Annotated in this window: 16 protein-coding genes and 1 pseudogene; 3 read left to right on the top strand and 14 right to left on the bottom strand. The window is 47.9% G+C overall.

Annotated features, from left to right (window positions below):
• Positions 1 to 215 precede the first annotated feature (215 nt).
• From AC3RCL_RS04950 to AC3RCL_RS04940, 3 genes and pseudogenes are all read right to left on the bottom strand, one after another.
• Complete coding sequence (locus AC3RCL_RS04950) at positions 216 to 2,480, bottom strand: helix-turn-helix domain-containing protein (protein ID WP_492534684.1); 2,265 nt, start codon at positions 2,478 to 2,480, stop codon at positions 216 to 218.
• Between the two features lie 170 nt (positions 2,481 to 2,650).
• Entirely contained in the window at positions 2,651 to 4,948 is a 2,298-nt protein-coding gene (locus AC3RCL_RS04945) for a thiamine pyrophosphate-dependent enzyme (RefSeq protein ID WP_492534683.1), read from the bottom strand.
• Positions 4,945 to 5,966, bottom strand: a pseudogene (locus AC3RCL_RS04940) (2-oxoacid:acceptor oxidoreductase family protein). Before AC3RCL_RS04940 ends, AC3RCL_RS04945 begins: the two are co-directional and overlap by 4 nt.
• Before the next feature lie 207 nt (positions 5,967 to 6,173).
• On the opposite strand from AC3RCL_RS04940, the gene hcp reads away from it, so the two are divergent.
• Entirely contained in the window at positions 6,174 to 7,859 is a 1,686-nt protein-coding gene (gene hcp, locus AC3RCL_RS04935; protein WP_492534682.1) for a hydroxylamine reductase, read from the top strand.
• A gap of 199 nt (positions 7,860 to 8,058) precedes the next feature.
• On the opposite strand, the gene AC3RCL_RS04930 is transcribed toward hcp, so the two are convergent.
• Complete coding sequence (locus tag AC3RCL_RS04930; protein ID WP_492534681.1) at positions 8,059 to 9,246, bottom strand: MFS transporter; 1,188 nt, start codon at positions 9,244 to 9,246, stop codon at positions 8,059 to 8,061.
• A 355-nt stretch (positions 9,247 to 9,601) separates the two neighbouring features.
• On the opposite strand from AC3RCL_RS04930, the gene AC3RCL_RS04925 reads away from it, so the two are divergent.
• A complete protein-coding gene (locus tag AC3RCL_RS04925; RefSeq protein ID WP_487717185.1) occupies positions 9,602 to 10,795 on the top strand; it encodes a transposase in 1,194 nt (397 codons plus the stop codon).
• 494 nt (positions 10,796 to 11,289) lie between these two features.
• On the opposite strand, the gene AC3RCL_RS04920 is transcribed toward AC3RCL_RS04925, so the two are convergent.
• The 8 genes from AC3RCL_RS04920 to AC3RCL_RS04885 all read right to left on the bottom strand — a co-directional run bounded on the left by AC3RCL_RS04920 (position 11,290) and on the right by AC3RCL_RS04885 (position 21,282).
• Positions 11,290 to 12,306: a carbohydrate-binding protein gene (locus AC3RCL_RS04920; protein WP_492534680.1), complete on the bottom strand. Its 1,017-nt coding sequence runs from the start codon at positions 12,304 to 12,306 to the stop codon at positions 11,290 to 11,292.
• 1,142 nt (positions 12,307 to 13,448) lie between these two features.
• The gene (locus AC3RCL_RS04915) at positions 13,449 to 14,066 is read right to left on the bottom strand and encodes a HEPN domain-containing protein (protein ID WP_492534679.1); all 618 of its coding nucleotides are present in this window, start codon (positions 14,064 to 14,066) and stop codon (positions 13,449 to 13,451) included.
• Complete coding sequence (locus tag AC3RCL_RS04910) at positions 14,063 to 15,094, bottom strand: ParA family protein (RefSeq protein WP_492534678.1); 1,032 nt, start codon at positions 15,092 to 15,094, stop codon at positions 14,063 to 14,065. The genes AC3RCL_RS04915 and AC3RCL_RS04910 overlap by 4 nt, the downstream gene beginning before the upstream one ends.
• A 225-nt stretch (positions 15,095 to 15,319) precedes the next feature.
• Positions 15,320 to 16,804, bottom strand: a complete 1,485-nt coding sequence (locus AC3RCL_RS04905; protein WP_492534677.1) for a metallophosphoesterase — start codon at positions 16,802 to 16,804, stop codon at positions 15,320 to 15,322.
• Positions 16,805 to 17,051: 247 nt separating this feature from the next.
• On the bottom strand, positions 17,052 to 18,626 hold the full coding sequence (rlmD, locus tag AC3RCL_RS04900; RefSeq protein WP_492534676.1) for a 23S rRNA (uracil(1939)-C(5))-methyltransferase RlmD: 1,575 nt from the start codon (positions 18,624 to 18,626) through the stop codon (positions 17,052 to 17,054).
• 697 nt (positions 18,627 to 19,323) lie between these two features.
• Positions 19,324 to 20,205: a diacylglycerol kinase gene (locus AC3RCL_RS04895; RefSeq protein WP_096774998.1), complete on the bottom strand. Its 882-nt coding sequence runs from the start codon at positions 20,203 to 20,205 to the stop codon at positions 19,324 to 19,326.
• An 18-nt stretch (positions 20,206 to 20,223) separates the two neighbouring features.
• On the bottom strand, positions 20,224 to 20,988 hold the full coding sequence (locus AC3RCL_RS04890) for a sirohydrochlorin chelatase (protein ID WP_492534675.1): 765 nt from the start codon (positions 20,986 to 20,988) through the stop codon (positions 20,224 to 20,226).
• Between the two features lie 3 nt (positions 20,989 to 20,991).
• Complete coding sequence (locus tag AC3RCL_RS04885) at positions 20,992 to 21,282, bottom strand: YerC/YecD family TrpR-related protein (protein WP_009592310.1); 291 nt, start codon at positions 21,280 to 21,282, stop codon at positions 20,992 to 20,994.
• Positions 21,283 to 21,574: 292 nt separating this feature from the next.
• Between AC3RCL_RS04885 and AC3RCL_RS04880 the strand changes: the two genes are divergently transcribed.
• Complete coding sequence (locus AC3RCL_RS04880) at positions 21,575 to 22,165, top strand: hypothetical protein (RefSeq protein ID WP_492534674.1); 591 nt, start codon at positions 21,575 to 21,577, stop codon at positions 22,163 to 22,165.
• 222 nt (positions 22,166 to 22,387) lie between these two features.
• Here AC3RCL_RS04880 and AC3RCL_RS04875 read toward each other — a convergent pair whose 3' ends face one another.
• Together AC3RCL_RS04875 and corA are read right to left on the bottom strand one after the other, a co-directional pair.
• Positions 22,388 to 22,753, bottom strand: coding sequence for a YrhK family protein (locus AC3RCL_RS04875; protein ID WP_009592295.1), 366 nt, complete (start codon positions 22,751 to 22,753; stop codon positions 22,388 to 22,390).
• 206 nt (positions 22,754 to 22,959) lie between these two features.
• Positions 22,960 to 23,916, bottom strand: coding sequence for a magnesium/cobalt transporter CorA (gene corA, locus AC3RCL_RS04870; RefSeq protein ID WP_090912271.1), 957 nt, complete (start codon positions 23,914 to 23,916; stop codon positions 22,960 to 22,962).
• Positions 23,917 to 23,918 lie beyond the last annotated feature (2 nt).

Genomic DNA, 23,918 nt, shown 5'->3' with positions numbered 1-23,918 from the left:
CTCCTTTCGTCCATTCCTACTTTCAGGTCCTTGCGATGTAAACCGAGTGTATACAACAACGACGCCCGGCAACAAGAAACAAAAATAAAAAGGATTAACCATTTTCGCCTGGGCCTCCTCATAGAAAGCGAATCAGGGTTCATTCCAGGCGGACGGAACGCCTTAACAACGGGTTCATTCTCAATCAAAAAAGGCAGCGATCCATGATCGCCGCCTTAACCGTTTTCTACTGCTGAATCATTTTCTCCCGGTTCCTTGGCCTTCCGGCCATTCCTGTATTCGCCCGGGGTAACTCCAGCCGTCCTCTTGAAAACGCGGGTAAACGAAATAGCATGGGCATATCCGACCCGCTCTGCGATCTCCTGCACGGAATAATAGGTTTCCGTCAGCAGCCGCTTTGCTTCCTTCATACGGATATCAATAAGGAAATCAACGAACCTTTGTCCGGTATTTTCCTTAAACAATTTGCTCACATATTTGGCGTTCAGCTGATACCGATCGCCCAGCATTTCAAGGGACAGATCCGGATTCGCATAGTCACGCTCAATTAAATCGCATATGTTTCTAATGATGCTGGAGTATTGGTTGTCATTATGAATCTGCTTCATCTCTTCATAGTGCTCCGTCAGCACTTGTTTAATTTCTTGTCTCAGCTGTTCCAGGGAATGGGAATTATCGACCTTAACCGTCAGCTTCGGCAATCCCTCCTGTATCCACTTGTTGTAAATTTCCTTGCCGAGTCCCGACATTTCGCGGCCGGTGTAATAAACCAGATAATTCATCAGGCTGAATATTTCTTCATTGGTCAAGAAGCTGTTCTTCAGCTGTTCAAACCATTGATCGTAATCCTCGCTCCACTGCTCCTTCTGCATTCTGAAGGACTGGATAATGGCACGAATCTCACCTAAATGCGTATAAACCTCGACAATGCCATGGCTCGAAATATCCTCGCTGCGGATCAAACGATTCTCACCGAGCACGATTTTATACTTTAAGGCTTGCATCGCATCTTTATAGGATTGCGGAATATCGCCGATCTGATCTGTCGACCGACCCATTCCCATCGTAATTGTAAATTTCAAGTTTTGGTGCGTCCATGCCAGGATTTGTTCCGCAATCGGAACCAGTACGGCCTCCTCAAACTTGTCCTGATCCCGTTCTTCAAACAGAATAATGGACAGGTTGGAAGGCGATGTCCATTCCGACCACAGCCGGCAGCCCCATTTCGAAGTGATCTCATCCACGACCGTCCGCAGAGTGAATTTAAGCAGATCTTGATCGGTCTTGGAATAATCCCGACAGAAATCCCCGTACTTATCAATCTCCAGGATGAGCATACGATATCGATCCAGTGGCAGCGGCAAATTCAGTCGAGCCGCTTCAGACTTCCATTCGGATACAGATAGAGGCGAGTCCCCTTCGATCAGCTGGCGGAACATAAACCGGGTCCTGACATGGAGATCCTCCCGGTATTTCTCCTGATATTCCTTGGATTGTTCCAGTATGTTGTCAAAGGCGGATTCGATAAATGCGAATTCATCCAGCTTCCCCTTACGTCGGTTACTGCTCACCACCGGAAGCGAATAGCTGCTGAAACGGGCAGCGATCTCCTCAATTGGCTTGGAATTTCGCCTGGAAACATAAATCATCCATAGGAAGCCGATGGCAATCATGCCAAGACCTATGATAAACCAAAGATTATAGAGATAAGAGATAGCGCTTACAAAACCGTTGTTCAACAAACCGCTTCCATAGTTCCAATTCGTATAGCTTGATACATACTGGGAATTGACTTGGGATGGCGGACGATCCGCTTTGGTGCCGAACAAATGATTTCCGGAGGTATCCTGTACCTGAATGAAGCTCATGTTGGAATCCAGCATCTCTTCGGTAAGCTTGTTCAAGGATTCCGTGCTCACATTGACAACGATCATGCCTAAGTCGTTTTTCATATAAGGCGATCCTCTGACCAGGCTGACCACCTGTTTGCCGCCCTTCATTTTAAATTGTTCGAAATTTCTTGCGCCTGTCCATTTCGGCGTTTTCGATACTTGATATTGTTCAATAAATTCATGGTCCGGATATGTACTTACGTATCCATTCGTGGCATTGCTGAGCACATAACCGTCCGAATTCCTCACCAGATAAATCGAATCGATCAAGGGATAATAATTAATAATCTCCTTGAGCTTCTGAACAGCTTGAATATTAATATATGGATCGCCAACGGCAGATGATTTGAAAAAATCATTCAAAGCCTTGCTGTTGATGCTTTCGAGGACGATCATATTGTCGATCACCTTCAGGGACGTGTCCACCATTCGCATCGCTTGCAAGGAAAGCGTTTTATTGGCATTCAGCGCCTCCCGCCGGCTCTGTTCGCTGAACAACTGAAAGAAAACAAAAAATATAAAGGTAATCACAATGACAAAAATAGGCATATAGGAGGGCAATAGACGCTTGTACCAGGATCTCTGCATGATCAACCCTCCCACCGTTTTTTCACAAATTTTTAATTATTATAACTTAAAAAGCGCCTTTTGGGTTATAGTTCTCCATAGTCATCACGATACGCCCATACCTAATCAAAAAAAAGAAGCGGGACAATACCCGCTCCGTTGTTTAAACCTGGTATGCTAATTTGAATATTTTATAGCAGCGGGTTCTCGTGTTTCGCTTTCAGAATCGACCAGCGCCGCTCCACTTCTTTTTCAAATTCGCCAAGCATTTCTTTGTTTTCTTCCTTGAGCAGATGTCTTGATTTGCCCATGTATTTCAGCCAGTCGCTGAGCGGCACCTGTTTTTTCTTCGCTTCAGGATCGTACGTAATGTTCGTTTCTCCCTGCTCTACTTCATACAGCGGGAAGAAGTTTGAATTCACGGCCGCGCGGACGATGTTCTCCCCATCCTTGTCGCTCGATTTCCAGTTCAGCGGGCATGTGATCAGCAGCTTGCCATAGACGGTACCTACATTCTGAGCGTACCACTGCGCTTTTGCCGCCTTTTTCACAAGGTCCTGCGGAAATGCTTCCGTCCCCGTGAATACATACGGAATATGCGCCGCCGCCATCATTTGCACCGTATCTTTGTGATGGAACGCTTTGCCCTGCTGCTGTTTGCCGACACCGGACGTACTCGTCATGTGCCCTAATGGCGTAGAGTACGAAAGCTGTGCACCGGTGTTCATATAGCCTTCATTATCATATTCCAGAATGATCAGGTTATGGCCCCGCAGCGCCGTCCCGATGGCCGAGCCCATCCCGATGTCCATGCCGCCGTCGCCGGTCACCATCACAAAAGTGAAATCCTCAGGAACTTCGATTTCCCCGCGGCGTTTCTTCTCAAGGAACGCCTCTACCGTGCCGGATAAAGTTGCCGGTCCGTTCTGGAACAAATTATGAATGAAGCTCTGCTTATGCGAGTTATACGGATAACCCGTTGTTGTGATATATGCGCAGCCGGTATGGAATAATGTAACGACATGGCCTTCAATCCCTTTGAAAAAGAGCTCCAGCGCCGGGAAAATACCGCAGCCCGGGCAAGCTCCGTGACCGGAAGCAAACCGTTTCGGTTTCGCGGCAAGCGCGCGCATCGGCGGCACTTTAACGGCTAATTTACTTGTCTCTTCATCTACCTTTACGGTGATCAGGCCAGATTTAAAGCTGTCTCCATTCATCGGGGCAATGACCGGCTGCAGTCTTTGCTCCTCAGCTCCTGGTGTTTGGCTGTAATAATCAAACGGCACTTTGGCATAACCGAGCTCCACTGCCTCGATCGTCAAGGCAAAAAAAGCTTCCGCGTCATCCGCATAATAGTCTTTCCCGCCAAGTCCGAATATGCGGGACAGCACAATAGGCTGCGGACCACGGATTTCCTGCAGGGCCGCTTTGACCTCATGGGTCAGATTGGCCCCGTGTGCGCCGTAAGAATCGGCACGTTCGCCAACCAGCAGCGCTTTGACACCTGTCAACGCCTCGCGGATTTCTCTTGCCGGGAACGGCCGGAGAATATTCGGGCTGATTATGCCCGCTTTAATTCCTTTCGCCCGCAGCCGATCCACGACGTCTTTGGAGGATTCGGCCGCCGAATTGAGCAGGAATAAAGCCACCTCCGCGTCTTCCATTCGGTACAGATCAAGCGGGGAATAGGATCTTCCGGATAAAGCTGCGTATTCCTCTGCCACTTCCTTGAACACCTCGCCCGCACGGTACATGGCGTTTGACTGTTGGTAGTGGTTATTCATCAAATCGTCGCCGTTCATATAAGCCCCAACAACGATCGGGTTGTTCTCGTCCAGCACATGTGGATATTCAGGCGCCTTTTCCCGTACAAACGCCTGAACGGTTTCCCGGTTCGTAAATATGTGTACCCGGCGTTTCTGGTGCGATGTAAAAAATCCGTCATAAGCTACAATGACCGGCAGGCGTACGTCTTCATGTTCAGCGATTCGCAGCGCCATGATATTCATGTCATACACTGCCTGGGGTGAACGGGCGGTAAAAATCACCCAGCCGGTATTCAGGCCGTAGTAAAGATCCGAATGGTCACCACGAATATCCAGCGGTCCGCTGACCGCACGCGTCACCAGATTCATGACCATCGGGAAACGTGTGCCCGCCTGAACAGGAAGCTGTTCGATCATATACAGGAAACCATTCGCGCTGGTAGCATTGAATACCCGTGCTCCGGCTGCGGCCGCACCGTAGCAGATCCCCGCCGATCCATGTTCGCCGTCAGCTGGAATCAGCTTGATGTCATGTTCGCCGCGTGTACGCATCATGTCAAGATATTGGGCAATTTCCGTAGAAGGCGTAATCGGAAAATAACCCATCATGTGATAGTTAATCTGGGCAGCCGCCATGGCAGCCATTTCGTTGCCCGATTCGAAGACTTCCGTTTGAGCGGCCGCCAGCTTATTCTCCGTTGTTTCTTGAATTTGCATATTCATGATCGGACTCCCTCCGCAGTTAAATAGGGAAATGATTGCCGCACACGGTGCTGCTCCGCATAATGCGGCTCTTCTAACATGGCAGCCAAAGCGGTGGTCGGACAAGCTTCGATACACTTCAGGCAGCCTTTGCAATACTGATAATCGATACCTTTCATAAACATCTGCATATTCCCGCGCTTATCCGGCTTCGTCTCCCACACGATGCAGAAATCCGGACATACCGTATCGCAGGCGGCACAGTGAATGCAGTCCTCGATCTTGTATTCTGGCAAATATCCCTGCCGGGAGCCGCTAAGATCCTTCAGGACACTGTTCGCCGTAACGTTCAGAATCCCGCCCAGCTCCTGCGTTTCATATCCGAGAATCGGCTGCGGTCTTGCGAAAGCGATTCGGTCTATAAGCTCTGAGCCGTTTTCCAAGGAAAGGAACCGGACTTCGTTATATCCTCTGTCAAAGGTCCGCACATTCGCTTCCACGAGGTGGGGCAGCTTTTTCTCAAATGTTGAACGTATCACCTGCCGCATATCGTCCGGGTTCAGGAAGCTGCAAATCCGGAACAAAGCCCCCAGCATGGCCGTATTCACTTTGGTTTTTTCCTCAACGGAAATGTTCAGCGCATCAACGACGGCCAGCGTTCCCTGGGTCATGTTCAAATCAACGGCCACTTCGGACAGCGCTCGCGCCGTATTCACAAGCACCGTTCCATCAGGCTGTAATCCGCTTATGACATCGATCGTCTTATACAAGGCTTCATGAAATACGCCGACGACATGCGGCTGCTCAATGGGACTGTGATCGCGGATTCCACCTCGGAATCGCAGAACCTTACGAAGCTCTTCACGGGCGACCCTTTTTTCTCCGAACCATAGCTGGAAAAATTCGAGCCGTTAAGTCCGGAGCCGGTAACCCCGGCTTCGGCCAGCATTTTTCCGGCCAGATTGGCGCCAAGCCCGCCGATGGATTCGAGACGGATCTCGAAAAATCCCAGTTCATTCTTTTGAGGCAAAATCGACATGTTCTCTCCTCATTTCTTCTTAGGTCATTAATTCCAGTTTAAAAGAAGAAACGGACCGGGTTTGTGATTAAACTCACTACTCAAGAAATTGTGATTCCAATCACTATGTCGGTTGTGGGAGCGAAGTATACTGTCTTCAACAGTCCAATTGCGAGGCAATCTTATACTGACCTTACGACAAATAATCACGAAATTGGAGGAGAAATTATGAATAACAACGCCCAAGAGACCTTACAGCATCAGCCGTCCATGTTCTGCTTTCAATGTCAGGAAGCATCCAAAGGAACAGGCTGCACCATTGTCGGCGTATGCGGCAAACCGCATGATGTGGCTAACCTGCAGGATTTGCTGATTTATCTGCTGAAAGGCATCTCTTTTCTCAGTCTGGATGTCCGGCTGCCGGAGGTGCTTGAACAGCGCGTATCGCTGTTTATGATGGACTCCTTGTTTGCCACGATTACGAACGCCAACTTTGACCGCGAGGTTTTTGTGGGAAGAATCCGGGAAGCGATCGAGCTCCGCGGCGAGGTGCGCACCTATTATAACGAACAATATCCGGAAGGAACCGCCAATCTCCCTGATGCCGCCGTCTGGCAAGCGGATAACGAAGCTGCTTTTGATGAAAAAGCACGTACGGTGGGTGTCCTCTCGACCCGCAATGAAGACATCCGCTCGCTGCGCGAATTGATTACGTACGGCTTGAAGGGGATGGCTGCTTATACGTACCACGCGCTGCATCTGGAGAAGGATGATCACGAATTAAACCGTTTTATGCGCCGTGCGCTTGCCGCCACGCTTGACGACAGCCTGGAAGTGCAGGATCTGGTCGCTTTGACGATGGAAACCGGCAAATACGGCGTAAACGCCATGGCGATGCTGGATGAAGCGAACACCTCGGTTTACGGAAATCCGGAAATTACGAAGGTCAATATCGGGGTAAGCAACCGGCCCGGCATTCTCATCAGCGGCCATGATCTGAAGGATTTGGAGGAGCTGCTGAAGCAGACGGAAGGAACCGGCGTGGACGTGTACACGCACAGTGAAATGCTGCCTGCCCACTATTATCCGGCATTCAAGAAATATGAGCATTTTGTAGGCAATTACGGGAATGCGTGGTGGAAGCAGAATAGCGAATTCGCAGCCTTTAACGGACCGATATTAATGACGACCAACTGTATCGTTCCGCCGAAAGACAGTTATAAGGACCGTATCTATACAACAGGCAACACCGGGTTTCCGGGTGTCCGCCATATTCCAGAAGGAACAGACGGTGCTCCCAAAGACTTCTCCCTACTAATCGAGCAAGCGAAAGGATGCCCGGCTCCAAAGGAGCTTGAAACGGGTGAGATCATCGGCGGTTTCGCTCATGCCGCTGTGATGAACGTAGCCGATCAAGTCGTCGATGCCGTGAAATCCGGGGCGATCCGCCGCTTCTTCGTCATGGCCGGCTGCGATGGACGGATGAAATCCCGCAGCTATTACACCGATTTTGCGACTGAACTTCCAACAGACACGGTCATTCTAACGGCAGGCTGTGCCAAATACAAATACAATAAACTGGATCTAGGCGAAATCGGCGGTATTCCGCGGGTCCTGGACGCTGGTCAATGCAATGATTCTTACTCCCTCGTCGTGATTGCATTGAAGCTGAAGGAAGTATTCGGCCTTGAGGATATTAATGATTTGCCGATTTCCTATAACATTGCTTGGTATGAGCAAAAAGCGGTGATCGTGCTGCTTGCCCTGCTTTATCTTGGCGTCAAAAATATTCATCTGGGCCCTACGCTCCCTGCATTCCTGTCGCCTAACGTTGCCAAAGTCCTCGTAGAAAACTTCGGTATCGGCGGCATTACCAATGTGGAATATGACATGAAGATGTTCCTTGGTGCCTAAGAAAAAGAATGCCCCGGTGAGGGCATTCTTTTTCTTAGATTCAGTAATTTTTCATAGCGTCCTGCGCCGTAGTTCATAAAAAACTGCAAAATGGGATTCTTTAACTTCATTATCTCGCTCATGTTTAAGATTCACTTTTTGCCAACGCGTCTGTCCAGCAATGACAACTGTTCTTGTTATTGTGGAGGATGAGTGCACATCAGCCGCGTTGAACAGATCGTATATTTCTCAATCGACTTCCCGTGAAAATGCTGCTCACTAGCAGTACGAATCCGCCAAACAGATAGGGCAAGTTAAAGTGGACCTCAAACAAAATACCTGCCAGCATCGGTCCAAATATCGTACCGAGACTCGTATAAGCGTTATTCATCCCTGCAACAAACCCCTGTTCATCCCCGGCCACTCTGGACAGCAGCGTATTAATCGTGGGACGCAATATATTATTGAACGTAAAGAACAACATCGTGACTACCATGATATAGTAGAAATGGCCTGAGAATAATAAGAATACAAGGGATACTGCGGATAACAACAGCATGGCAACGATGATTCGTTTTTCTCCGAATCGTCGTGTGATCCGGTCGGTAAACAACAGTTGGTTCAACGTGCCGATGAGCGAACATACGGTAAGCAACATAGCGATCTGACGTGTCGTGAATCCGTAGACTTGTACGACAAAAAGCGGGAAAATCGCTTCAAAATGCGTTAAACCGAAGGTCATGGCGAACACGATGAGCAACAGGACAAAATAGCGAGACCGAACCGAAAGCACGATTTGCCGGAATACATTCTCGCTCTTCTCCTTCACCTGACGACGCATCCGGCGAAGGTCCGCCGACAGCGATTCAGGTAATCCCCATAGACTGCAAACCATAGCCAGCAGCCCAACACATGCGGATACATAGAAGGGCATCTTAATGCCCCATTCCGCAAGCAATCCGCCGACACCCGGACCAATAATAAACCCGGATGTCATCGACGCACCTAACCATGACATGGCCTTGCTGCGCTGCTCATCTGCTGTAATGTCGGCAATATAAGCAATGATGGACGGGATTAAGGCTGCTGAGCCTATTCCGCCAATTAACCGCGATACGAATAATAAAGTTAGATCTCCCGCGAACGCTGCGAGCAAGTTGGAGATGGCAAACAAGATCAAACCTATGATAATCATGGGTTTACGGCCATATCGATCTGACAAATTACCTGCAAGGGGTGAGAACAGAAACTGGGTCAAGCCGAAGCAGGAGACCAAATAGCCCGCGGCCTGTCCGTTTGCTCTAAACTGCTCAAGAAGTTCCGGTATGATTGGAATGACAAGACCCATACTTAGATTAGCGAGAAACATGTTGAGCAGTAGTAATGGAAACGCTGACTTCTTTAACATTTAGGACCACCTATATCGAATGGATAAAAACCGTGAATCGGAAACTGAATAACAGTCCCCCCTCAATCTGCATTTGTATATGTTAGCATGCAGCTATCTTTATTAAAAATATAAAAAACATATAAGGGATGAATCTTTTTGATATACATTGTGGTTGCTCTTGTATAATTCTTACGGCGACCGACATATCAAGTTCAGAAAATCGTTTTTTTGAAAAGTATCTACATTGAGCATTTTGCATTAATCTGAGCCCTTGATACACAAGGATTTTCAAACATAAAAAAGGGACTTCACCCCAATTTGGAGAAGTTTTCAAGTGACCAAACCCAAAAACTCCGAGAGGAAGTGAAGTCACTTGTATATTCTCCAAGAAAGTCTATTTTCCTTTGAGGATCTGTTAAAAATGCAATCAAAAGATCGATTGCCCATTTTTTTTAGCGTCTTGGATCTTCGCCCTTATGCCAAGCAATTGAGAAGTCGTTCACCCCGTGGCGCTGACGGGCACTGTAGAGAAGGAATTCTTCGTGCACTTTTGGCTGCGCCGCTTGAGCATATTCAAACGTTTACTGGCTTGCATCATCGATTGGAAACAGATCTTCGATTTCGCTATCAGTGTGGACTTTCATTAGATCGCAAAGCACCGTCTATTTCTACGCTAAGCCGGGTCTTCGCCGAACTGACAAAGAAAAAATTGGCACAGCAGCTATTCGAGAATCTGGTCAACCTCTGTCAGCAAGAGGGCATCATCGACGGCAGCCACATTGCGATCGACAGCGCCGCCATCCATGCTTATGAGAAGAAGCAACCCAAGCGCAAAAGTGAGCAGACCGGCGATGCCAACTGGGGCGCAAAGTTCGATTCATTCGGCCACAAAGTCACTTGGTTCGGATACAAACTCCACCTAGCTGTTGACACGAAAAGCGAACTTCCGCTAGCACTAGAAGTCACGCCCGCACATGTCAATGACGGAGAAATGGCACCTGGTCTGATTGCGAAGGTAGCTGCCAAAACGAGCGCGAAATTCTTTATGCTCGATGCGGGCTACGATCAAATGAAAGTTTACGAAGCCGCTCGAAACGTGAAAGCGCAAGCCATCATCCCTCTGAACCCCCGAGGAGAGAAAGAACCTCCTGCCGGGATGACAGCAACCGGAACGCCATGTTGCTCGATGGGGTTCGCCATGACTTACTGGGGTGCTGACGGCGATTACTTGAAGTTCCGTTGTCCTCATGCCACGGGCAAAGTCGACTGCCCATTAGGCATGGCGGCTTGCTCGACTTCCAACTATGGTATGGTCGTCAAGGTGGATGCGAAGGACGATCTTCGGCGATACTGCAGCCCTCATCGAGATACAAAACGCTGGAAGGAGCTTTACAACAAGCGTACAAGTGTGGAACGATGCAACTCCAGAATGAAAACCTATCTTTCGGCTGATGGCATGCATGTCTGGGGCATCCAGAAAGTAACGACTCACCAGTATTTGAATGCCATCGTGCTGCTCGTATCCGCTCTTTCCATTGTTTCTAGAAAACAACAAACGGCAGCTTAAAAATTGAAACTGATGAAATTCTGCTGGTCTGCCCATTTTTAGAATCGAGTCACTTAGTAGTCTGGGGCTATTGATTTCTGCTGTCTGTTACACAAAAACGGAATTATGCAAAATGCTCACATTATAAAAAAGAGAACGCCCCTGAAGTTGAAGGGGCGTTCTCTTGATTCATGGATTCATGTGATGCTCCGGCACTAAATGGGCTCAGTTTTGACAAAAGAATACTACCTGCCGCATCTCATCTATTCCTTTGCGAACCTTTAATATTAGGCACTCCACATGGGACGAATACTTACTATTGATAGAAGGTTTTCCCTCGATCTTTCCTCGATCTTTCTTCGAAAAAAACCTGATAAAGGAAAAAGGGCATGGGTTATGCAAACAATGATCTGCTTGGTAACTCATGCCCTTTCAAATTAAATAAGCCGCTTCCACTCAACAAGAAAATCCTTTCACGTCTCGCTATTTTTCAATTTACATATCAATGTAACACCTTAATTCTTACCGCCATAGCCCTTATAAGTAGCGTAAACTGCATCTGCATATTGATCTGCCAGAATCGGACGGCCATAAGAATCCGTAGCTCCCGGATACCAATTATCTCCACCGTTGTAGTGCAATAATCCGTTGTAGATATTTCCAAACTTCGTAATCTTCTCATTTAAAATCAACGCGCCCAGATATACCTGATCTTGTTCACTGCTATGATTATACGCACGGCCAAATTTTGAGCTGAATTGAGATAAATACGCATTGCGTGTGTTTGGTTCTACCTGCATCAATCCGTCGCCGGCCGATGGACTACCTGGTAAACCGGCTCCAAAGCTGCTTTCCTTTTTGATAACGGCACATAACAATAAAGCAAAATCTCCGCCTTTCCCATAGGCATTGTCCGCATTCATGGCATATGTCCATATATGGCTTGGAACCTCGGCAGGCTTAGTTACTGTAGGAGGTGGTGAACCCGTATAAATCTTGACCGATGACATTTTGTCATTGATCGTGCTGCCAACCCAGGAAGAATCTGAAGTAAAGGTCCACTTGGTTCCTCCAAAATTATCATTCTCATATACTTCAACCGTCCAACCGCTTGGAACCTTAAGAGACGACATCCAGTCATTCGGAATTCCGTTTGCGTTCAACTGAGACAGTGTATAATTGCCTATCCCGAGTGTCACTGCTTTTCCTCCATAGTTTATATCTGCATAGAATGTTACTCCGTTCGTTGTCGGTGGTGTGGTTGGTGGTGTAGTTCCGCCGCTACCGCCTTTCTGCCATAAAGCAGGGACATTGGACGGTTCCCAACCTACTTGAGAAGTATGTGCCTGAAGACAGGTATAAGTGCTTCCATTATAGGTTACTGTGTCATTTACTGCATATGCGGTATTTGGAGCCCATGCCCCTCTAGCGGCTGCGTTTACTGACGGTAAGGCTGTGCAAAATGTGGATAGAAATACTACTAGAACTAGCAAAAGTGATAAGGGCTTAAATGAAAACCTTTTATTAGTCATTTTCAAACCTCCTTGTTTCTTTATGTATCTGTAGCGCTCCCATGAGACATTCCACAGGTTTTTGCTGTACTATAATCTTACTTTATTTCCATTTTCTAAATTAATTCCGCAATTTTTTAATGATACGGTAGGAGGATATGAAGATCGGGACCAAAAAGGCAATTAAAGTCTGTTAAAAACAGAAGAAAGACTGTGGAAAAATGAAGGTGGGAAGGATTCAATAAAAAAACCGAGGAGAAACAGGAGTGAATCCCTGAATTTCGCTCGGTTCGTTACACAACTTTTTAGGCTTTAGTACGACTATTTAAGCTTTGAGATGACTTTAATTGCGTTCTACACCTAACGCACTAACAATGCGCAACACTCCACATGTGACGAGTAGACAGTGATAACAAATTACAGGAATACTCAATGATGGAGCGGCTAAATACAGCCGCCTTTTATTATACCCACCCATTGCCTGATGAATTAGTTATTCCATTTGATGTATCTCCTTAGGATTAACTCTGTCGCACGTATTTTCCTGAACCCTTGTACTTATTGGTCTTTGTATTCCAAGTGAATATTCCCTCTGCCAGATCCCAGCCGCCTTCGATTCTGTGGTTCTTCCAGTACTGATGTACTTTACCCTTTGAATCAATGTAAACTCCCTGATCACCCATTATGAAGTCGTATCTATTCCGTTAAACGATATCACGTGTTGCGAATCATTGGCCTTCCTTATAATAAGGATATCAAGGAATATTAAATTACGAAAGAAGGAGACCTAACCGGCGTTTAAGCAGGTTTGGTCGTATCATCGAATAAACCTTTTTAAAAAAGGGATTTATAATCCTGTATCAATTCGTAACTAACAAAGAAATACCTTCGATATGTGTGGAATAATTAATAGTGATAAATCTTTAGATGTGGCAGTATTCGTTCACTACCTCATTAAATTCCCTTAATTATGCTTAGATGAAATATGAAAATCAAAGTTACCTTTATTTTATATAAGAAGCCTCTCCTACTTATAATCAGTGTAGATTTATGATGATCGACAGCACATGGAGGACATTCGCTGTAGTTTCCTAATATTTATCATATCCCAAGTGGATATGAAGTCTGATAGAGCCAATAACACGAAAATATTATTAGTCGAATTAATCATCTTTTAATTCTACCAGACAATAAATTACCTCTCCTAATTTCTCAATAAAGTCTATTACAGTATCGACATCTTCTTCACTAATTGGCTGTCGCTGTAACAAACTGTTAGAGTAATCACCTTCATGTACAATTTGATTACGGCGAATAGAAATGTTTTTTAAAAGTGTTTTAGTATAACTTTCATTTAATCCAAGTTCTGCAGATATCTTTTGCCACTTATGGTGCTCATTCCAAATGTTTGATAACGCATCTGATATTTTGTCAGGCTCTTGAAAAGATAAATAACCATGCTTCTGTGTAACCATTTGTTCAAATAGATATGTTGCAGATGCATCATTTTGAAGAAATTGTAAGTGTGTGTCTAATGTAAAACCAAAGCCAAGAAACTTGGGGGTTGGGGGGCGAATTCCTATAAAAGATTCAACCATGCCTACCCTAACCAAATCATGTATTAACTTATCAAGAGCTGAGACAGACTGTGCCCACTGCCACCTTAATAAATCTGAATAATCATATGGGGGTTTCACCACATTTTTTAAGAATTGATACAATGCTCTTGTATTCTTGGTATCTTCTAAAATTGATTTAAACAGCTCTAATGATGAATTCATTTTACAAGCTCCAAAACAACATTAGCCATATTAGTAAAAGTGTGATTAAATCTGTCCCGGTTCGAAGCCATCTGATCTAAAACTAGCCCTGTTTCTCCTATTTGCTGATCTGTCAAGGCGAACACTGGAACCATTGCGATATTGGCTTTTTGTAGTAATGATCCAAATTCCGGTATCTCGGCCATACAATGGTTCTCGAGTCTACCGCTACGTACTAGTTCCGAGATATCATACGTCATTGAGTGTTTTTCGAGTTCTGGCACAAGCTCACTTTCAATGTATGTTTTTATTTCCTCAATTTTACCCTGATATGGTCGAGCGGCTTTTTGATTTCTTAGATTGAACCTTTGTACTATTTCACCAATAAACTTCATTTCGGTACTAGGCAAGGGATACGAAGCATCCTTAAATATATCCCTTGATTGAAGAGACCATCTTTTCCACCGAGGTAGCACGGTCTTCAGTGTCTTAAGTGCCATTATTGAAAACGGATCAGGATTTGTAGGAATGATAAACGCATCAGAAGACATAAAAAAAGTCTGATTAATTGCACTTAGGCCTGGGTTCATATCAATGAGAACGTAGTCGATATCATATTTTTCCGAGCAAAGTCTTATAAGTTCATAAAAAGAACCCGGAAGATTTTGTAAGGTTGAAATTGCATTATTACTGTTTAGAGCTAGACTTAACGATGGGTCATATTCTGATAAATCCATGTGACCAGGAATAAGAAATAAATTAGGATTGTTGTGGGGAACAAAGCAATCAATAGCTGAAATCGGCCTTGGTTTACCCTCAAAAGCTACTTTCACAGCATCTTTTAAATTCTCAGAGTTGGTAGGTTCCTTAGTATAAAAATCATCGAAATAGTCCCCTAATAATAGGCTGGTCAAATTACATTGAGGGTCTGCATCAACCAAAAGTACTTTCTTACCAAGTGTGGTTAATTTCCAACCTAGATTATAAGTTGTTGTTGTCTTACTTACTCCACCCTTGTGGTTAAACAACACGATTGTTTTAGCCTTCATTAGTAACACCCCTTCATATAAACTTTGCGATCTCAATTTTGAGATTCAAACTACCACCCAATAGGTTTAAGGTACCATTGCGTTCCGTTTCTTGTAAACACTCTTGAATCAAGCTTTTTAAAAATTTTGCCGTCACTTATGGTACGGTTCTCCGCGCTGCCTGAAAAGGCAACCGTCCATTTCATCACGGCGCACGAGCTGGTTTCGGACGTTACAGCGGCACATTTAAGTATTTTGATTTTCTAATAATGCGCCTGGTCGAGGCAGCAACGGCGTTTTCTGCATCAACATTTGTACCTCATCTGCGTTGAGCGACAAGTCGTTTACTGCTGGCAAATACATATCAACGTTGCAAAATGTGATAAGGTTCTTGTTGTCACTTCGCACATTATTAATTGACTCCATGTCAATTCCATAATGTTTTATTGTTAATAGCATTAGCCAAAATCTCACCACATCGTAGTCATCCAATGGACGCATTCCTTCAATAAGGAATGGCATTCTGTTAAAAACATATCCAGTTATTACAGCGGCAGTAATAAAAGCCCTTACGTCTGAAAAGTCTCCACTTTCTATGATTGCAATTGAGTGATAAATAGCTTTTACCACTTGACTGGATATACGCCCAGAAAAAATATATCCAATATATGTATCTCTTAAATTCCCATTAGTTATCACTTTTACACTTTCAAGATAAGCTTCTGGTGAATTGGCGAGAACTGCAAAATTATGCTTGTTTGCAGCGCACCGCCTATACCCTCTTCGTTTTACAGTTGAAACTAATCCCAATTCATTTTTGGCGTTCGACACAACGATAGGGGAGTGGAACTTTGATATGGACTCAAAATTACTCGAAACAATAATACTATGTTGGTCAACGGATTTTTCCAATTTTCCAAAGTGATGGGGATAGTACTGCTTAATCCCTTTTCGTTCCAAATCTTCCGCATCATTATTGTTGTATCCACGCTGTGATGAAATATTGTTGTATTGCTGTTCACTTCTGTGGGTGTGTCCGAATATTCGCCAACTATTGTCACCTTTGAGTACAGTTGTTGAACTCCACCAGCAGTCTTTATCTTCTTTCGTGAAATCAACCATTGGGAAATGGGTAACTATCAATACCTTTTCTTCATTGTTTAATACATCGTTAGCGAAAGACACCCACTCATCGTGTAAAGCTATAATCTTTTTAGGGCTAAAATCCTTTACCTTTTTGGCATCGGGAAGACCCATAAACTGCTTCAACGTTACTTGGCGCTTTCCACGCCGAAAACTCGTCCAACCAGTATCTCCAATAACACAAATATCGTTAAAATAGTATTTGCGGCCAGTAACAAGAAATTTTAAATATTGATTATCTTGTGTTTCATCGGAAAACAGATTGATAATATCTATAATACTCTTTGTACCGTTGTTCCAGTAATCGTGATTTCCAAGCACGAAAAAACCCACTATTTGTTTTTCCTCTAGCTCTTTCACAAACGAAAGTGTTTTTTTATAGCTATCGAAAAAATCTCCTGCCAAGCATAATATGCTGTCAGCATACCGTTCCTTTATAAATGAAATAAAATCACTATTCATTTGCGAAGCTGCTTTTGCCTTGAATTTTCTTTTCGTATAGTCAAAATGCAAATCAGATATGAATACAATCGGGTTCTCGGTTGATTCGATAGGGACATTGTTATTTGAGATTATTAGGTCAGCCATTGGCATTATCGCTCCTACTATAATCAGTTGAAAACAAATAGCTAATAACTACTACAACAACAGTAAGCTCACCCTAATTTTTCGCCGTCACTTATGGTATGGTTCCCCCGCGAATAATCTTAAACGGCCTCACTTAGTCAAGTGCTACGCCAGTTTACAACGGCTACTGACAATTCTAGCACCGCAAAAACAAATGGGGACGCGAAATCGCTAGCGCCCCCATTTCGTCCCCAACTCCCCTTGCCACTCACTCAAAACCCTTATATATCAAGGAACAAACACTCTCCACATGCACCGTATGCGGAAACATATCCACCGGCGTAACCTCCACTGTCCGATACCCGCCATCCTCCAACACCCGCAAATCCCTTGCCAGCGTGGACGGATTACAACTCACATAAACTACGCGCTCCGGTTTCATCTCAAGGATCGTCTCCAGTAATCGCGGATCACAGCCCTTACGTGGCGGATCGACGACGATGACATCCGCCTCGATGCCCTGCTCTTTCCAGCGCGGAATCACGTCTTCGGACGCGCCGACTTCAAACTCTACATGCTTCATACCATTGAGCTCGGCATTCGCACGTGCATCCTCGATAGCTTCCTTCACGATCTCGACCCCATACACCTTCTTGGCATGTTGGGCCAAGAACAGGGATATCGTCCCGATGCCGCAATAGGCGTCGATCACGGTCTCTTCCCCGGTTAATCCTGCATACTCCACCGTCTTGCCATACAGCACTTCGGTCTGAGCCGGGTTCACCTGATAGAAGGAACGTGCGGAAATGGCGAACTTCACGTCGCCGATATAATCATGGATGACCTCACGACCCCACAAGACGCGAGTCACATCACCGAAAATCACGTTCGTTTTACGTGTATTCACGTTCTGGCAAACACTCACCACGGCAGGGAGCTCTTCACGGATCGCAGAGATCCACTCGTTCACGCGCGGTATCCGCTCGCCATTCGTGACGAGCACAATCATCATCTCTCGGGTAGCAAAACCGATCTTCACCACGACATGGCGAAGCAGGCCCTGACCTGTCTCTTCATTGTAGGCGGTGATGCCTAATTTCCTACCGATGGCTTTGACGCGGCTGACGACCTCGTCGTTCTGCTCATGCTGGATGAGGCATGTCTCCATGTCCACGATCCGGTGGCTGCCCCGGGCGTAGAAACCGCCGACCAGGCCGCCTTCCGTTACGCCGATCGGCACCTGGGACTTGTTGCGGTAGCGCCAAGGCTCGCTCATACCGAGTGTCGGACGCACGAGAATCCCCTCTTGATCTGAATCAATGCTGGACACGGCAGGATTCGCCCCATTGGTTTCAGCAATGTCCCCTCCACCATCTGTGCCACTCCGCTCATCGCCCGCACGCGTCGCTCCAGCATCTTTCGCCTCATGCACCACCCGCAGCTTCCCGATCCGCTCCAGGTTGTCCACCACCAGCTGGCGCTTCCACTCCAGCTGACCGCCGGCATAATTCATATGCTGCAGCTGGCAGCCGCCGCATTGGTCGTAGATCGGGCAGGGGGCCGCGATGCGATTGGGGCTCTGCTGGACCAGCTCCAGCAGCTTGGCGTAGCCATACTGCTTCTTGGTCTTAAGCACCTTCACCCGTGCCTTCTCGCCCGGCAGGGCGCCCTGAACGAACAGGGTGTAGCCTTCTGCACGGCCGACCCCTTCCCCGTCATGGTTCATTCCTATAATATCGATCACGACCTCGTCGTTCTTGGCCACCGGCAGGTCCAGGAGGGCCGCCGAAGCCGCCGGCTTGCCGCTGCGGCGCGTGTCGCTTCCCTTGCGGTTCTTCTTCATGATGTGCTGTTCACTTCTTTCCGTTCAACTTGTCCCTTACCACTCTATATTCCCAATCGGAACACCATCCATAATAGAAGTTGTTCAAAAAGCTCGCTTTTGATAAGAAAACCTATATCGAGGCCACTTCAAGGATGAGCGACCGCGATGCATAAGTAGGTTTTCTTGCGATATAGAATTTCATCAGTTCCACTGATAACTCATAAATTCTATATCTAACACGAAGGTGAATCAGGAAGCCACTCGACATCGAATCTTGAATTCAGCCGGGCCTTCCGGTGCTCACGTACTCAAGCGTACGCTCCACTCCTCAGTCCCTAGCTTCATCCAACCTTCTCGGTGCTGAAAACCGACCTTTTTGAACACGCACTTAATAGCGGATGATCTTCCGTTAACCTTCATTCGCTTAAACAACAAAAAGCTCCCCCAAGGGAGCTTAGCGCACAAGCTCACGTCCATCATTATACGGGAGCCTCGTATGTTATTCAATCCATTCAGCCTGCAAATCCAATCATTTACTTACAAGAGCCTGGAGCCTAAGCGGCGATCCTCGGCCTGTTCCATCTCGTTCCATGGCCCATCGCCATAATCGCCTATCCATCGCTAATGCGATCAGTCCCCGCTGAGCCATCGGCAGCAGCCATCACGCCTTACGCGCGCCCCATGCCTGCCTTCCGCATCTCTACCATCCATCATCTCAGCCAAAAATCCGCAAATGCTGCGGCAGGACGCGGAACGTGCCCGGCAGAACGCCGCCGAACTCGCCGTCCAGGTTCAGCTGAACCGGTCCCGGAGAGACGACCTCCATATAGTCGGTGCGGAAATGCACGACTCGCTTGTCGTTGATATGCTCACCGCGTAGGGCAAGTGTAGCCACACGCACGAACTCCGCCAGATTGCACTTGCGAAGCGCAATGACGTCGAACAAGCCGTCGTCGATGCTCGCGCCCGGCGCGATTTTGTCGAAGCCGCCGACCGAGTTGCTGTTCGCAATGAGGAACACCATGAATTCGTCATGGATCGCCGGATGACCGCTGGCGTTGATGATGAGCTCCTGCGGCGTCAGGCTGACCATTTTCTCGATCCCCTTCAAATAATACGCCAGCTGCCCGATCATCGTCTTCAGCTTGCTTGGCACCTCATACGTAAGCTCCGTCAGCGTACCGCCGCCCGCGATGTTGATGAAGTAACGATCATTCGCTTTGCCGACGTCAATCGGACGCGTCTCGCCCCGAATCACCAGATCGCAATACTCCTCCCAGTTCTTCGAGATGCCGAGCGCCCGCGCAAAATCGTTCGTGGTCCCCAGCGGGAATATGCCCAGCGGCGGGAGGTTATCCCTGCCGGCCATCCCGTTGATGACCTCATTGAGCGTGCCGTCTCCGCCGGCCGCGATCACAAGATCGTACCCGCGCTCGACGGCATCCGCCGCTTCGCGAGTCGCATCCCCCTCTCCGGTCGTTGCATGACAGGAGGTTTCGATGCCAGCACTGTCCAGACGGTGCAATATATCAGCAAGCCGACGCTTCATTTCCTCCCGGCCGGAGGTTGGGTTATAGATTAACCTTGCATTTCTCATTAACGATACGCCACCTACTTATGATTTCAAGGATTGAAGAAGACGTTTGGCCTGCGACTCCATCCACTGCGGCAGCAGCGGATGCGGAAGCAAGGTTCTGCCGGAATACCGGCATTCCAGCCCCTGAAGCCGATCGGGTATTACCTTCTCCGTAAAATACCCCTCACTCAAAAAAAGCGGAGCTACGATCACATCGCAGCCGCGCTCCATCCATGCTGTCACCTTGTCCCGCACATCGCCGGGACTGAGTAAGGCATAATCCGCGCCGGTTCCGCTTACCTCGCTAACTCGCTGTGCCAAAGAGTTAATACCCTTTTCCCAGCGGCTGCGAAACAGATCATGCCTGCTGCCGTGTCCGACGAGGAGAATGACCTCCTTCGCCGGGTTCGCGGACAGCTCCTTCACCTTATCCCATACCATAGCCGCAATCTCGGGATCGTCGTCCATCGGCGTACCGAAATGAACCCGGGACCGAACCCGAAACGGCGCCAGGTCCGTCTCCATGTCCGGAACGGCCTTCGCTCCTATAGCATAAGCTATTTCGTCGACATGTGTGCTGCCGGACGAGACAAATAGAGGAATGACCACAATGTCGGTGACACCCTGGTCTTCCAAGACCGTGATGCCGTCCTGAATCAGACGGCCCTCTACCAATTCCAGGTACGAAGATACGACCGGTTTATCCATACGGGATGCCAGTTCGTGGACGGCCTCGTCCACAAGCGACACCCATTTCCGTTCACGTGAGCCATGACTGATGACCAGCACACCCGGCTTCGTCATGAATTAACGTCCCAGACGCTCCAGCGTCATTTTGTAACCGTCATTGCCGTAGTTCAGACAGCGCTTCACGCGCGAGATCGTGGCGGTACTGGCTCCCGTTTCTGCTTCAATCTGGTTGTATGTGCATCCCTTGCCCAGCATGCGCGCCACTTCCAGCCGCTGCGACAAGGATTGAATTTCGTTCACGGTACAGAGATCGTCGAAGAATACATAACATTCCTCCACGCTGTCCAGGGTTAATATCGCTTCGAATAATTGATCGATGCTCTTATCATTTAGCTTCTTTAATTGCACTGGATGATCATCCCCTATTGTTACTGTGTGTATAACACTCGCACTCCCATTGTACCCGAGCGGATATAGTATTTTCAAGCATTAACGATTTCACGCACTACAGGACGACCACCCCTTAGGGGGACTCATCCCGCATAAACGCTCTCATTCACGTCCGAAAGAGGCACGCTAAAATCTTCCTGGGCCATCGCCCGATTCCGCTCCTATCCCGAAAATCGGGACATCCGCCTAAACCCATCGCCCGCCCGTATCATACAGTATAGTATCTTAACTCAAAAAGGAAAGTGATATCATGACGCGTCATTCTCACTATTATCATCGCCGACCCACGAATAACCATCGCTCCCTCAATTCATATGAATCACTGCCGCAGGATCCAACACCGTACCCTGGCATCACGCCATACAGCGATTATCCGGAAGTCGGTGAAACGGCGTTATATCCATATACCGACGGCGTAACGGATTTGGAGGCTTCGGCTTCGGCTCTCGCTCCCTCCTCGAATTCCGGCGGCGGCGGGCTGGCAGGTCTCCTCGGCGGAGGAGGCGGCAGCGGCGGTGGATTAAGCAAACTCCTTGGCGGGCTCGGAGTCAACAATATGAGCGACATCAAGGGCCTCATCGACCGGATGGGCGGCATCGACGGCATCGTCAACAACATCGGCAAGGTACAAAAGGTCATGCAGGGCTTCCAGCAGCTTGCGCCTATGTTCTCCGTGCTGGCAGGCGCACTTAAGAAGAAGGGTAGCGGATCGTCTTCGACTGCCTATACGGATCAGAATGAAGACGGCTACGAATACAGACCGAGAAGACGGCGGTCCTCGGGAAGCAGACGCCGCTCCGGCTCGCGCAAATCGTCTTCCGGCAAAAGACGGCGCCGTTAACCTATGTAATCGGTGCACCCACGACACTTTTTTATATGCCGTGCAATTCTAAGCTAACAGTGCAGGCTCTGATCAGCGAATGAGATCAGATCTGTCAGGATGGGTCCATCAGATACGTTAGGGCCCATAATAACGGGATGCACGGAGCCCTCATACATCACGCAGGCTCCAGTCTGTACCCTCAGACTGGAGCCATATCTTTTTTCAAATTATATATCCTCATCAGCGCGTCCAATCCCCTTCGGGGCCTGCTTCTTTATTCTCGACGCTTTCGAGCGATTTTAACCGGAACCAATAGGAACCGCGCAAACCGGAACGCAGCAGCATCGTAATACTGCCGAGCAGGTACAGCACCGTCGGGATTCGTTTCATCTGGGGATAGAACATCATGATGCTGCCTGCGATGAACAGCAGGCCCGTGGCGATCTCGCTGATGACCATGCCCGCCTCGTAACGGTTCGTGACGGCGAGCTTTCGTTTTCGTTTCCAAGCTAAGCGAAGCATCCGGCGCAGCAGCCGGGAACGCAAAGGCTCGTCAGGTTGACGCGATGAACGCTTCTTGGGATGTCGTTTGAGCCCGAGTTTCATATGCAGTCCCTCCTCAGCAAGCCTTTACCCCTTACGAAAGAACAAGAAACGACAGCTATTTAGCATTCGCTCTTCTTGTATGGGACAACCTTCCCCGCTTTATCTCTCTTCAAACTACCGCTAACCCAGAACTTCGGCCGACACAGATCCACCAGCTGAATCCCTGCTTCCGTTGGCTTAACAGTATTTACCGCCTTAGAACCTCCTTATTTAAACCAGCCTCTGCGCATAAACCACAACACCATGCCGCCGCCCAGTACGAACATGAGAAGGAGCACGAAGAAGTAACCGTAATGCCACCCCAGCTCCGGCATGTTCTCGAAATTCATTCCATATATCCCGGCGATCAAGGTGAGCGGCATGAAGATCGTCGTGATGACGGTTAACGTCTTCATGATCGTATTCATCCGGTTCGAATTCACCGATATGTAGCTATCCCGAAGATCCGCTGTCATCTCGCGGTCCGCCTCGATCATGTCCGCCAGCTTCAGCAGATGGTCATAAATGTCGGAAAAATAAGCATGGTGCGCGTGATGCTCCATATGCTGCGAGTTCACGATCCGGTACAGCAGATCCCGCATCGGCACCACCGTGCGCCGCAGGCGGAGCAGCCTTGAACGCAGCGCGAAGACCTGATTCATCAGATCCTCGACCGAATCCTTCTCCCCTTGGCTTTCCAGCTCGGCCAGCTCGTCCTCGATGGCAAACAGGCTGGGAAAATACTGGTCCACCAGCTTATCCATAATCGTATACGCCGTGAAGCTCGGGCCGTCCTGGCCCAGCGGCCCCTTGCCGGCAGCCGAGAGCACGCGTTCCCAAGCCTCGTCCATTTCCGGCAGCGCCTGCTGGTGGAAGGAGACCACGAACGAAGGGGCCAGGAACACATCCACCTCGACCGCCTGCAGCGTATCCGGCTGAAGGGCATGCAGGACAAAGAACTGCATGTTGTCGTAATAATCCAGCTTCGGCCGCTGCAGGACGTGCAGGCAATCCTCCACCGCCAGCGGATGAAAGTGAAAATAGCTCTCCAGCTTCCGCGCTTCCTCCGGCGTAGGATTGCTGAAATCGGCCCAGATCCAGGCATAGTCCTCCATTCGGATCTCTTCCAGCGTAAGCCCGGTCACCGGTTCATAGCTTGGCGTAATCGCCAGTACGCGTATCATGA

This window comes from Paenibacillus sp. MT86 (assembly GCF_058792535.1).
The sequence above is the reverse complement of the archived record's forward strand: the minus strand, read 5'-3'. Positions and strand labels throughout refer to the sequence as shown.